At 48.8% G+C, this 12,841-nt stretch carries 13 protein-coding genes and 1 pseudogene; 12 read left to right on the forward strand and 2 right to left on the reverse strand.

Going from position 1 to position 12,841, the window contains the following annotated elements:
* Window positions 1–25: 25 nt before the first annotated feature.
* On the reverse strand, window positions 26–1,786 hold the full coding sequence (locus ACJBF3_RS25310) for an ATP-dependent helicase (protein ID WP_031942310.1): 1,761 nt from the start codon (window positions 1,784–1,786) through the stop codon (window positions 26–28).
* A complete protein-coding gene (locus ACJBF3_RS25315; RefSeq protein WP_000211823.1) occupies window positions 1,783–2,769 on the reverse strand; it encodes a hypothetical protein in 987 nt (328 codons plus the stop codon). The genes ACJBF3_RS25310 and ACJBF3_RS25315 overlap by 4 nt, the downstream gene beginning before the upstream one ends.
* 920 nt (window positions 2,770–3,689) lie before the next feature.
* Between ACJBF3_RS25315 and ACJBF3_RS25320 the strand changes: the two genes are divergently transcribed.
* From ACJBF3_RS25320 to ACJBF3_RS25375, 12 genes and pseudogenes are all read left to right on the forward strand, one after another.
* Complete coding sequence (locus tag ACJBF3_RS25320; RefSeq protein ID WP_000341066.1) at window positions 3,690–4,082, forward strand: hypothetical protein; 393 nt, start codon at window positions 3,690–3,692, stop codon at window positions 4,080–4,082.
* A 658-nt stretch (window positions 4,083–4,740) separates the two neighbouring features.
* Window positions 4,741–5,397 (forward strand): trypsin-like serine protease, encoded by a 657-nt coding sequence (locus ACJBF3_RS25325; protein WP_000462754.1) that lies wholly within the window; start codon window positions 4,741–4,743, stop codon window positions 5,395–5,397.
* A 202-nt stretch (window positions 5,398–5,599) separates the two neighbouring features.
* Complete coding sequence (locus tag ACJBF3_RS25330; RefSeq protein ID WP_000340139.1) at window positions 5,600–6,097, forward strand: membrane protein; 498 nt, start codon at window positions 5,600–5,602, stop codon at window positions 6,095–6,097.
* A 4-nt stretch (window positions 6,098–6,101) separates the two neighbouring features.
* Complete coding sequence (locus ACJBF3_RS25335; protein WP_000083579.1) at window positions 6,102–7,490, forward strand: hypothetical protein; 1,389 nt, start codon at window positions 6,102–6,104, stop codon at window positions 7,488–7,490.
* Between the two features lie 400 nt (window positions 7,491–7,890).
* The gene (locus tag ACJBF3_RS25340; RefSeq protein ID WP_012477377.1) at window positions 7,891–8,184 is read left to right on the forward strand and encodes a helix-turn-helix transcriptional regulator; all 294 of its coding nucleotides are present in this window, start codon (window positions 7,891–7,893) and stop codon (window positions 8,182–8,184) included.
* Between the two features lie 4 nt (window positions 8,185–8,188).
* The gene (locus ACJBF3_RS25345; RefSeq protein ID WP_000088044.1) at window positions 8,189–9,514 is read left to right on the forward strand and encodes a type II toxin-antitoxin system HipA family toxin; all 1,326 of its coding nucleotides are present in this window, start codon (window positions 8,189–8,191) and stop codon (window positions 9,512–9,514) included.
* A 60-nt stretch (window positions 9,515–9,574) separates the two neighbouring features.
* Window positions 9,575–9,781 carry a hypothetical protein gene (locus tag ACJBF3_RS25350; RefSeq protein ID WP_000134171.1) on the forward strand — a complete coding sequence of 69 codons (207 nt, stop codon included), beginning with the start codon at window positions 9,575–9,577 and terminating at the stop codon, window positions 9,779–9,781.
* A 100-nt stretch (window positions 9,782–9,881) separates the two neighbouring features.
* Window positions 9,882–10,292 (forward strand): hypothetical protein, encoded by a 411-nt coding sequence (locus ACJBF3_RS25355; RefSeq protein ID WP_000985909.1) that lies wholly within the window; start codon window positions 9,882–9,884, stop codon window positions 10,290–10,292.
* Between the two features lie 12 nt (window positions 10,293–10,304).
* Complete coding sequence (locus ACJBF3_RS25360) at window positions 10,305–11,120, forward strand: HNH endonuclease signature motif containing protein (RefSeq protein WP_001641519.1); 816 nt, start codon at window positions 10,305–10,307, stop codon at window positions 11,118–11,120.
* A gap of 252 nt (window positions 11,121–11,372) precedes the next feature.
* Window positions 11,373–11,798: a hypothetical protein gene (locus ACJBF3_RS25365; RefSeq protein ID WP_000278471.1), complete on the forward strand. Its 426-nt coding sequence runs from the start codon at window positions 11,373–11,375 to the stop codon at window positions 11,796–11,798.
* A 548-nt stretch (window positions 11,799–12,346) separates the two neighbouring features.
* Entirely contained in the window at window positions 12,347–12,655 is a 309-nt protein-coding gene (locus tag ACJBF3_RS25370) for a hypothetical protein (protein WP_001224686.1), read from the forward strand.
* Window positions 12,656–12,722: 67 nt separating this feature from the next.
* Window positions 12,723–12,841: pseudogene (locus ACJBF3_RS25375) on the forward strand (IS6 family transposase); the annotation flags it as partial.

Genomic DNA, 12,841 nt, shown 5'->3' on the forward strand with positions numbered 1-12,841 from the left:
TCAAGGCGCGGGAATAAAATCCCATTCAGACGCCGGATAGATTCAAGCAAGCCAACTTGTCGTCAAAATCGGTGTTGCAAAAACGGGAGTGACCATAGATTCCGTTTTCTGAGACGACCCCGATCAGTATTACGTTATCCCACTCCAGCCCCTTGGAACCATGCAGTGTGGAAAGGATGAAGGGATCGCAGTCAGTAGCAGCCTCGCCTGGATTCAAGATAAGGTTTAAAAACGTGCGGGAATCGATCTTACTGGAGTCAAGTAGCTCCCCGATCCTCACGACCCCTCGTTGCTGGTCGTTCGATCCAGTGCGAGTTACACCCTCAGAGCCAACACTATCAATGAAACCCTCCATACTCAGGCGTCGTAACACATCGATAGCAGGCGTTTCCTCTCCGTCTTTCTGGCAGATAGTGGCGAGCCTGCCCAGCCGATCTTTTTGGTATTGTGCGCCCTCGAATAACTGACCTAGAGCAGACCATAGGTCGGCGTGCGGAGCCATCAATCCACTGAGCGCCGCTTTGAATTGCCCTTTCTGCCATCTAAAACCAGCCTCCTTCAGAAAGCCGTAAACAATCGCTTGTTTGTTGGGATGGTTTTCCAGTAGCCGCAGATCGCCGTACACAGACAGCAAGACGCCAACTACCAGTATCCCGATTTCGGTGCGGGTGTGTAATGCGCTTGAACCATTGAGGTAGCGATAAGGTAGCCCACACAGGCGTAAAGCAATTTCCGCCTCAGCAAGGTTCGCCTTAGTGCGGGACAATATGGCTTGTGTTCCACTGCTCACCGAGAGGTTTGATAGCACCTTGGATAGGCAGTTATCAAAGTGCAATCTGACCTCTGTTTTGGGGGTGCTAGGATGACTGACACAAAGCTTGGTCAGCTTTGTAGAGTTGCGCCGAATTACCGAGTTAGCCATCAAGGAAAGCTCATGGCCAAATCTGAACGTGCATGACAGTTGAAACACCTTCGTATTCGGGTAGTGCCTTTCAAACAGTCCGCCGATAAAGTCTGGTCGAGCACCACGCCACTCATAAATACACTGGTTAACATCACCAACAGCCATAACCGACGTATCCGACTTAGATAGCAAGCGGGTCATGTCATGCTGTATCAGGTTAACGTCCTGATATTCATCAACAATGATGTGCTTGAAGTGGGCACCAAGGCTGCTGTCATTACGCAACAGTGCGACAGCCTCAATCAAACAGTCATCAAAGGTTCGCAGACTGTTTTCCTCCAGCAGCTCACAATAGCGGCCATAGGCGTGAATAAACTCCCGTTTGATGTTGCTGAACGTTGGATCATTGGCAGCATCAACAGGAGTTACGGCCGCCGCCCGGCAGCGAGCAATAAACAGCTCGAAGTTTTCAATTTCATTGGGGTCAATATAATTCGCCTCATGGTCAAAGCCATAGCGGTAGGCTTGCTTTACCAGTTGCTCATAGCGGTAGTCGCTTGGAGTAATGAGGTCTTTCTTCTTGATTATCTGTTGGCGTTCTCCGTAACCAACAATCTTTAAGGCCAAGCTGTGGAACGTGCGGATTTCTGGAATCACGCTCGACATCAGTGCCGTCTTCAAGTTCTCCGTGAAGCTCACCTGCGCCGACTTGTTGTACATCAGGATCAGAATGGAGCGAGGATCAGTTCCCGTCTTGACCAGCCGCTCAACGCGCTTTACAAGTGTGGTTGTTTTCCCGCTACCAGGTACGGCTTTTACCAACGCATGTCCGGTGTCATGGCTGACAATACTTTTCTGCTCCCAAGTCAGTCTTTTGGTCATGCCTTAACCTTGTAATTGGCGCACTGACGGGCCTCGGTGTAGGGAACGATCTTTGCCTTACTGTGACATTGCAGATAGCCATCCTCCCATCGGCCTGCTTGCTCGCACATAATGCAGTTGGGAAATAGTGAATGAGGATCGGCGTGACGGATAAAAGCTCGTAAGTTATCAGCCAGCTCAGCGGCCCCTAACGATCTAGGCCATGTGTTCACGTCAGAATTGATTGTTAAATCCACTTCAGCGAGCGGCATCGTTTGTTCGTTGAGTCGGCCGGAACCACTTAAACTCCAGACAGACATATCCACGTTACCTACTGAGCAGACGCCGCTACAGGTGTCCACAGATTGAAACGGGGGAAGCCAGTTGAATACTCTCAGGATCTTCTCCTTGATCGAGTAGGCCCCGGTAAGCAACATCTGAATATCAGAGGCAGATTGGACCTTAAACTCAAGAATCGGGATACCGGCTTCGATCTTGTCTTGAGAGCAGGGGTGTGTGACACAAATCTCTACGTAGCAACGCCTTTCGCCAGTCGTATCATACAACATCACGTCTGGTCGCAGCCCTGTGACCTTATCGTGTTTTTCCAGCTCTGCCTGATCGAAAAATTGAGTCAAGTTGTAGCGTGCAGGCACGGATTTTACGCACTGACGTGCTTCGTCTCTAACCAAGGCTAAACGAGAACCATTACAGGCAACCCGGCGCTCCAGCTCAAGGCTAATAGGCATTTCACGGCTGAGAGCTTGTTGGTAGCGATAGAAGAATGCTTCTTTGCCGCACTTGTGAAGATAGGTTTCAAGGGCACAGCATTCTTCCGAATGGCGAAAGTGCTTAGCGTTGAACTCGCCCATTACCGGGGTCAGGGGGCTCTTACAACCTGGGCAGGTGTAAGTATGTGAGCGCAGGGCAGCGCCAATGTGCGTGAGGGTGCCCTCGCCGTCTAGCGCGTAAGCGTATTGTATTGAGCTGGATTGAGTTGTCATGACTGCGTATCCTCCCAAAAAAATCCAGCTAAGAACAGACCTTACGGCAGGCAAATGGTAAGTAGTGCTTCTTGAAGCAGTCGAGTGTACAGCGGCTCAGTGAAAAAGCTAATCGCCCGCTCAACAACCTAGTGATACTGGTGCAGATTCGACAATGAGTTAATGCCCGGAGAGCATCTGCAAGACTTCTAGCTGGAAGGCATTCCAACCAGCCCTCGCTTCTGAAAAGCCGTCAGGAAACGGTAAAATCCAACCAAGTGAGCAACTTCACTTGATCAAAGATCTAAGGCTAGAATGATGGAATTCCAACCTTAGTTTGCAAATAGCCTAAACATATAACTTCCTCTGAGGATTTAAAAGAATTCTCAGATGTCTTGAAAGCTACTTTTTAAACTTTCTCATTCTGAGAAGCATATTTAATTTTGCTGCGTCTGCTCGTGCTGCTGCTACAGAAAGGGCTTTATGCAGTGAAACTACCACGACAAACAAACAGAACATCGACCAGAATCCATCCATTTCGTTTACCTAATCGTTGAGGTTTTTATTCGGGATATCTGGCTAAATAGGACTACACAGATACCCAGTTAAACCCCCCGCTTACATAACACTCCGGTTCCTCACCAGACGTTTTATTCTATCGCGGTCTGTGGTTATCAGAAGCTGCATAAACCGGTTATTTAGTCCGTTACGCGAAAATTATTGAGGATCCGGGCTGTTAAACTGTTCTTCCTCTTTCGCTTCCGGAGAAAAGGGGAGGTGTCACCCTGCGGCCGGGTAGTGAAAGGGATTTGACGTAATTCAGGCGAAGGGCGAACAAGACCGCAAAGGACGCCCGGGCGACCGGATACCTGCCGGGTTGTGCGAAGTAAAAACCGGAAGCAGTGATAACACAAACAGGCCCCTACAGCGTAAGGATTGTGATGGACGATAAAGAGCAATTTACGAATCTTGTGGCAAAGCATGCCTCCGGACTCACCGAAGAGCAGCTGGCCGGTTACGATGCCTGTTCCCTGGATGGTGAATGCGTCACGCCTTCATACGAGGTTTTCCGGGGGTATCGTACCCGCCATACCCTGGATGAATTTCTGGAGATGGCCATATCGCTGAATGCCATCCACCCGGATGAATATTTAACGGATATGCTGCTTAAGCCTCATGAGGTGATCGGCGCTCTGGCCGATGAAGGCGACCAGCTGAACAACGCCACCCCGGTTTATTTCTTCCCGGATACCGGCGTCTATGCAGCGGCCGTCAGTGAAACCCGGGTGCTCGATGCCTGGCTTTGCTGGCCATGCTACCCGGCGAACTGGTAACGCGGCCGTTGGAATTGCACCGGCAGGATACGAATTTAACCGACCCCGTGGCGGGAAGGTTATCACAATTGCATGTCCTCATCCCTCAAGCCCCCTGCCAGGCCCTAACGTGCTGTCAGGCTTCGCCTGATTCCCGATCTGCGCCGGTACTTCAGCCGATAACTTTTTGTTTTCTTTTTATTTTCTCCCCATTTCCTCAAAGTTCGCGGGCGGCGTGGACAGGGCACCATTGCCGCATGTGGGGTCTTAATAAGGGCAGGGTGGTCAGGTTTGCTCGATGCCGGGGGTAGGCCCTACCCTTTATGGGATGAGGACATGCAATTCACTAAATTAATCGACAGCACCGGTGGTGACTTATCTGTAACGGGTCAGTTTTGATACGGGGAATGTTTCAGGGTTAAGATCTGGAATCATAAAAATATACGCTCCCGTTCAGGACATACGACTTGAAATGGATAATGCCATTAAAGGAATTCCAGCCTTTCGTCGATAACAGTTTCTGACCATCGCCATAACCATGTCATGGAGGAGACTAACCGTGTTTCAGAGGTGAGCTGGTGCCTGGCAAAACATACAAACTCAAATATCAGGAAGCGAGTTTAGTTGTTTATAACATGCAGCCGTGTAACTGATTAGGTACCGGCAAAAGGAGGAAATAATGTTTGAAAACTACGTTTGTAAAATCTATGTAAGCAATGATCCTCATTTTAGTAGCCATCTCGAAGCAACTGCGTTTGGTTTCGATAATGGTCAGCAGCAAAAGATTCTCACCGCAGCCCATGTTGTTACCAATGCTCTTGGAAAAATTTATCCCGTCAGCAATACACTTAAACTTTACGTCAAATTTCTTAACCATCAAGGACTGGTGAACGAAGAGCCTGTTCTAGTCGATTTCATTCTCAATGAGGCTAATGACAGGGCAGACTTTAAAGACGGCATTCCGTTTGTTGACAGTGCAGAAATCGTATTACCAGCTGGAATACAACAGCCTGTAAGTAGTTACTTTAAGGTCCTGGCTCCCGCAGCTGGCATGGGTACATTGGGTGTCGGATATCCAATGAATGAGACAACAATTTCGACATTCCCTGGTGAAGTTTCAGGCATTTGGCCTTTAAATTGCTCAAATCATTCTCCCCAACATCTCACAACTCGCTTTGTAATAGCACATTTCAACACCGATGGTTGCTCTGGTGGACCCTATGTCGTCTCCGAGAATGACGAGCATTTTGTCATTGGAAGTCTGGTTGGAATAATGTCTGGAACCTGCCCAGATTCAAATCCACACATGTCTGTTCAGTCCGCTACTGATTTTTAGCAAAGTCAGTTCCAAAATGACGCTGGCACGATAGTTATTTTGGGTCTGCCCGATATGGCGTCTGCCCTTACTAACAGCAACAGCATTGAAACTGACAAACATGAACTCGAAAGTGCCACAATAGTAAGTCATGATTTCTTCATCACTTTTATGGTGCTCTTTTTCACCTATCACACAGCAAGTTATGAATACGAGGCCTGTAATGGACGCTACCGAAACTGAAGAGCTCGAAAAAATTCGCAAGAAGGCAATGGATGAAGTTACAAGTGCTCTTCAGGCGCTTGAAAATAAGTTCCCGGGTATTACTGAGGGCGCAGCAGCTTTGGCGGGGTCAGGCGTAGGCGCAGCGGCTTCCTTCGGTGCTCTCTATACGCTTGGTACAACGGGAGTGTCAGCAGCAGGCATAACCTCCGGGCTCGCTACAGCAGGGTCTATCGTCGGTGGCGGTATGGTTGCAGGCATTGCGGTATTGGCCGCACCTGTAGCTGTGTTAGGGATTGGCGGGTACGCGATAGTGAAACACAAAAAAAATGCGAAACTGACAGCCGCCCTTAGTCAGGCCATCCAAAAGCTCTACGAAGTTCAGGAAAGGTTGATGTCGAATGCGGAATATTTTAAGGCAGAAATTGCTGGCATCAAGGCAACAATCGACATGCTTACTAAGAAAGCTCCAAAAGGTAGCCTGGTCGCGGTGAGGTAAACACATGAGTCAGTCTCCTTATGATGATGAGTTCAGGGCCATCCGTTATATTCAGCTCCGTGGTCAGGATATCGCGAACGCTCACGAGACAATTAACAGTGATATAGAGAGCCTTAAGGCACAGTTGACCGGGCTAATCAGCGGCACTGAACTTGATGAAGCGGAGCATCTGGCGCTTAAAGAACATCATCTGCGAGAAATGACCCCTTCAGATACTGCCATGCATTCTACTGGTCTCAAGACTATATATAGCGAGGCTAACCAGCGTGTATGCGGTGATATTGGACTGGCCACAATACTCTCCACGGATGACTTGGCTGTTGTAGATGCCCGGATCCAGAATCATATTAAAGAATTTAATGATCGCTACGCACTCGACGCCTGGGATTATGCTATTGCCTGCGGATGCGGGCTCATAGCATCCATGCTGGATTTACTTTGCGTCAGAGCCCCGCCAAAACCTACGGTGAGCTTTACGGCAGAAGTGGATGGTATTTTCAATAAACAGGTGCAGAAAGCCTTCAATGCCATTTTGCCGGAGGACCTGAGTACAAAACTCTCAGATTTGTTCCCTATAGGGGCACCAGACAGTTCGATCAGCAGCGATTTAGTGGGTGCGGCCGGTGGCGTTTTGTCTCCCACAAATCACCGCTTAAGAGCTTTGTCACACGATCCCGTACTGGGCATTATTTTCGGTATAAAGGATATGCTGAACGGGACCTGTACGGTGGTTCAGAATGGACAGATCGTGGTTTATCCTTCCAGTAAAGGCGTTACAGACGAAACCAATATTTTCAGGCTCATCGCCAGAATGTTTGGACACCTGGCATCGGATGTTAATGCCCCCTCAGCAAAAGGAAACCGTGGCATGGGGTTACCGGCTCCTTTTATGGGGCTACTTCGTATGCTTGAGGGGATCCCTGTGGGGAGTTCTAACTTCGGCAAACAAATAGAGTACATGTATGTCAACGGGTATGACTTTCGTCAGTTTATCGTGACAAGTATTCCGATGAGCATAATGGAAGTTTTGATGCGGGTTTTCTATGTGGCGAAACAGGTATCGCTGGGAAAAGGAGCTTTTGGGGAGACCTTACTGGATACCATGCCGTTGCGGCTAAATCCACGCTTCCGGATGATGCTTGCCCTGGGTTATGGAACTTCCAGTGCTGTTAACGCAGGTAAAATGTATATCACCGGCAATATTCTCAATGCGAATTACGCCTCCTGGATGGGGTTGGCCTGGAATGGTTTTCACTCACTCAAGTGGTCCCTTTATCAGCGACACTTAAAGCTTTGGGCCGGTATTGAAAAGGCAGAACTGGAACGGCTTCAGAACAATATAGACAGCATCGAGGCATTGACCATCAGAGCAGGAAACTTGCCAGTCAAGTAACATTCACCGGAGCACCTCCGGAACCCCATAGCCCACCAGCTGCTAAAAATGTCTGCCTTTGCTTTTAATACTCTCTCTGCCTCCTCCCCGAGGCAGAGAGTAGCTCGTAGTTATTTATACAGCTCACAACAGGGCCATAAGATACTCCGCTTCTCGTTTACCGATGATCCTGATCTGTCAGCTCTCTTACCGGATGCTGTACGAGCGTAACGGCTTATTATTGATAGTTCTCTCATATCAAACCTCATAAAGATTTATGCTGCCACTTAGTAACAGCCTAAAGGTTGTACTCTCTATTTAACAGCTTTTAGGCTGTTAATTTGATATTACAGCTTTTAGGGTGTATGTTTAGAAAACAGCGTACAAGGTGTATCAGAGGAACTACTGAGGCCAGCTTATGATCAATAATGATTACCCGTTAAACACGCTCAACCAGTTGCGTCCCTTGCTCATTGGTTTTCGCAAGGCGAATGGCCTGACGCAAAAAGACCTGTCCGAAAGGTTAGGGGTCACTCAACAGACATACTCACGTCTGGAAGCCAACCCTGCCAGTGCGAGCATTGAACGGCTATTCAAGGTGTTTTCTATCCTGGGCGTAAAAATCAGCTTCTCCTCGACAACCGCCTCTTCAGAGGGGAAGCAGACGGAAGAAATGCTTAAATCAAACTCACCTGCACGACAGGAGAAATGGTAACGATATGAGCCGGAAACAGCAGCGTCTGGCAATCTGGATGAACGGAATCAAAGTCGGATACTGGGAAAAAAGTAAAGGGGTAGACAGCTTACAATACCTTCCTGACTGGAGTGCAGACGAACAGGGAAGGCCGCTGTCATTGTCCCTTCCTTTTACTCCCGGGAACCAGGTCTGGCGTGGAAATGTGGTACGTGACTATTTTGATAATTTACTCCCGGACAGCGAAGGCATACGCAGACGTCTGGCAATGCGTTACAAGGCCGATAGCCTGGAGCCTTTTGATCTTCTGACGGAGCTGGGAAAAGACTGCGTGGGCGCGATACAGCTGCTTCATGACGGAGATGAACCCACAGATTTATATTCCGTGAAGTATCACCCGCTTACTGAATCAGAAATTGCGGCAACTTTGCGTAATACCACGGAGACATTGCTACCGGGCAGGCCAGAAGATAACGACGACTTACGTTTATCTATTGCCGGTGCTCAGGAGAAAACAGCCCTACTGTGGCATGAAGATCGGTGGTGTATGCCGGAGGGTAATACACCAACGACGCATATATTCAAGCTACCGCTCGGACTTGTGGGGAACATGAAAGCCGACATGCGCTCGTCGGTTGAAAATGAATGGCTCTGCTCGGTACTTCTCGAACAGTACGGGCTCCCCGTGGCAAGAACGCAGATTGCTCACTTTGAAGATCAGAAAGCGCTGGTGGTAGAACGTTTTGACCGAAAATGGTCAGGAAACGGACAATGGATCATTCGTTTACCCCAGGAGGATATGTGTCAGGCCCTGGGCATTTCGCCATTACGAAAATATCAGGCGGACGGCGGGCCAGGTATATCGGAAATTATGGAAGTTCTGAGTAATTCAGACCGTGCTGAGCGTGACAAAGCGCAGTTTTTTATGACGCAGATAGTTTTCTGGATGATGGCCGCAACAGATGGCCACGCTAAAAATTTCAGTATTTCTATTGGGCCACAGGGACGTTATCACCTTACACCACTCTATGATGTGTTGTCGGCATGGCCGGTGATCGGTCATGGGAACAATCAGATATCCTGGCAGAAGTGCAAACTGGCGATGGCCGTACGTGGCAGTAGCAACTATTACCAGATATATCGAATACAACGACGCCACTGGATCAGGCATGGTGAGATAACCGGCCTGAGTAAACAGCAGACAGAGGCGATGATAGAGGAAATCATCGCCAGAACCCCGGGTGTCATTGAACGTGTTAGCGGGCTTCTTCCGGACCAGTTCCCCCAGCAGCTTGCGGAAAGTATTTTTGATGGAATGAGGCAGCAATGCAGGCGCCTGGCTGAGAAATGACAGCCGCAATTTATAGTGTGCATGTTTTCAGAATAGCTGATGTAAGCGTGAGGATTCAGTATGACTGAAGAACAAAAAAGAATAGAGCGGGCTATTGAGTTGGCTTGTCGTTACGGCGGAACCGATGAAATGCATCATCTGCAATGGGTCGTGGATCAGATGGTAAGAGAACTTGCTGGAGAACGTTATGCACAGATTGTAGCAGATGCCACCAGCGGAGAAGATGGGCCTGATACTTACAAATGGAGTGTTGGGATCGCGCCTTAGCATCTGTCAGTCTGGGGATGAAAACGTACTTAACATCCAGCGAATTCCCAGACTTCACATTAAGACTAGAGTAACGGCCGCAATCACGTGAGAGAAAAAAATGGCAATTTTAGCAATCATTGCAGTTATCGCCCTGGGTGGGTACGCCTGCGGGTTTATTAAAGCCCGTGAGCTGAGCGCTTTGCGTAAAGAAATGAAACTATACGTGGATCGCATGGAAGCGGCGGAGCTGGACTTACACGCAATCAGAAGTGTAGCGGAGCACCGGTTGCACGGTGCAGGTAAACAGTTTGCCGACCTTTACAGCCGTATCGACGGTGCAACTGTGACGCTGACACCCGAAGATCAGCTGTTACTGGCAACGATGCCATTTAATATTCAGGATGTAGAAGACATCGTAAACGAGCGCGGTCCAAAGACAATTAGCGGCCGTCCATTCTGGGAAGTTGAGCCAGGCCCGCATGACTATGAATATGGCCCGCAATATCCGTATTTCCCAGACCAGCGCTAGGAAGAGATCAAGATGAGAGAGCCAAGACCCCGCCATACCTTGCAGGTCATTCGAGTGCCTTCTCTGGAGGTTCAGGATCTGGGGCTGACCAGCTTTGATAGCTGGCTTGACGAGAACGGTTATGACAAAACGAATGCCAGAAATAACCGTACCATCTGGGCGAGAGAAGGCGGATGGCATCTGAAACGTTGCAGAAATCTGGAAACTGGCACGGACGATTTCTGGTTTATCGCTTTCGATGGTAAAGGCGGAAAGATATACCCGCTGAAAACCCAAAGAGACTACCGGGCTGCATATCGTAAGCTGGAAGCAGAAGGTTATGCACCTGCGGTCATCGAGCAAATGACCACAGGCGCAGCATATAACCTGGCCTATCCACGTTCCACCCTAAAACAAGCTGAGACGGCCACCAGCGAACCAAAGCGGAAACCTGACGTAGATATCCAGGGTGAGCACTGCGAGCGCGTAGTGACGCAACGTAGTGGCGTGGCACAGGGTAAATTTAAAGCTCTGCTCATCGAGAATTTCGCGGGCCGTTGTGCGGTAACCGGTTGGGTTAATGGCGGTGTCCTGGATGCGGCACACATTGAACATGGAACCCGGTACAATCCGTCTAATGGCATCCTGATGACTCCAACAATGCATGCTCTGTTTGATGCCGATCTTATGGGCATAGATCCGGCCACCCTGACCGTTCATTTTAAGCCAGGCATTGAGCTGGGCGAGCTGTTTGAAGGCCGTAAAATCACACCGCTGGTGTACGATCTGGACTTAGAGCGGCTGGCCGTACGCTGGGCAGGATACCAGGGCCTGGCTCATGAACAATGATGGGTTACAGCCGGGATGTGTGAAAACCCGTCAGTGAAACCTGCATGCGCCATACCTTTAAATTTAAACTCAAGAGCCAGGCTCAAGATAAAACCGAAATGAAAAGGTAAAATCCGGTGCACCAGATCTCTTAGGTTTAATACCTGAGCCGGTATACTGGCAGGCGCAGGCATGTGGGTATTATCCAGTCCATACATCTCCACACAGTGTTAACCGCAACATTTAAAGTTCAATAAGGACGGTTTCAATTTTATGTATAAAACAGCATTAGTGATGATTATCGGGATCCTCGGATGCAGTAAAGCATTTGCAGCCACTGAATTACAGCTCCAGCAAAAACGCGTTATGCAGTTCTGTGCCAACGCCAGTCTTCCATTGTTAGTTGCGGGTACAACGTACGCGAATACGTCTGACAACGGGCGACCAGAAAAAGAAAGATTGGCAATCCTGAAAAATTCAGTTGCAAGCTCGACAGCTTATAAAATGGCATCTCCCGGAGTTCAGATTGCCATGATGAGCGTGGTGGAAGATATTGCCGATCCGAAAGAATTAGCTCTACATCAAAAAGAAGTTAGACGTCTTGGGGCTAGTTATCTTTCCGACAGCGGTGTTTCATGGGCTTCAAAAACTGTTTCACCATTTACAGCCTGGTGTAACTTTAACCGTTTAGAAAGTTAAGGCTGGCAAGGCGGTTCCTGTTCAGGAAAGTTACTTTCCGTGCGGGGACCGTAAGATACAGATAAAGCTTAAGGCCTTTGAATTTCTGGAAAGCATTTGAAAATTTCATTGCGCTTGTCTGATATGAAACAGCCCCTGCATTTCTGCAAAGGCTGAAAGAGTGTGTACGGACTTTGGAAGGAGTGATGATATACGCCTGAGCCATCCCATCACCGCAGACAGGGTAATTAACCCTGACTAAAGCTTTCACCTATTCCGTCGCTCGCAAGCGGCTTTCGCACACTAACGAAGGTATGGCCTTTCGTCGGTGTTAAATTTTTCAAACTTTGCTTACTTTGTCAAGGAAGGTGACCGCAGTAGTAGGCACAACTACTTTAATCTGTATGAATAATAAGGTAGAACCGGCCAGTGAATGAATGCTTTCCCTGAAATCAGGCGGACAACCTTCAGGAATATTGATAGCAAGACTGAATCTCTCGCTGCGGCGATAAACATTTCGCCATAACCCTGAACGAGAGTGGTTCATCCATCATATACAGGAGCGTTACATGCGCAAATTTAAGTACATAATCTGTCACCAGTGCGAAGGCCACGGGACCATGGAAAACCCGGCCTTTGAAAATGGATTCACCCAATCAGAAATGGCTGAGTGGGAGCCAGAAATGCGTGAAAAGTATTTTGCCGGAGCATTTGATGTTCGCTGTGACGTTTGTGCCGGTGACGGTAAGCTCAGCGTACCAAACGTAGCGGCTATGTCTTTTTCAGAACGACGGGTTCTGGCAGCACGGCGGCGTGATGAGCGTCTTCAGGCTGCTGATGAACGGCTGTCCCGCCAGGAACGAGCAATGGGGTACTGAGGTGGGCACTGTTGCAAATAGTCGGTGGTGATAAACTTATCATCCCCTTTTGCTGATGGAGCTGCACATGAACCCATTCAAAGGCCGGCATTTTCAGCGTGACATCATTCTGTGGGCCGTACGCTGGTACTGCAAATACGGCATCAGTTACCGTGAGCTGCAGGAGATGCTGGCTGAACGCGGAGT

Origin of the sequence: Enterobacter sp. PP-008-ECC_S150, assembly GCF_045257065.1 — a bacterium.
GTDB classification, from domain to species: domain Bacteria; phylum Pseudomonadota; class Gammaproteobacteria; order Enterobacterales; family Enterobacteriaceae; genus Enterobacter; species Enterobacter chengduensis.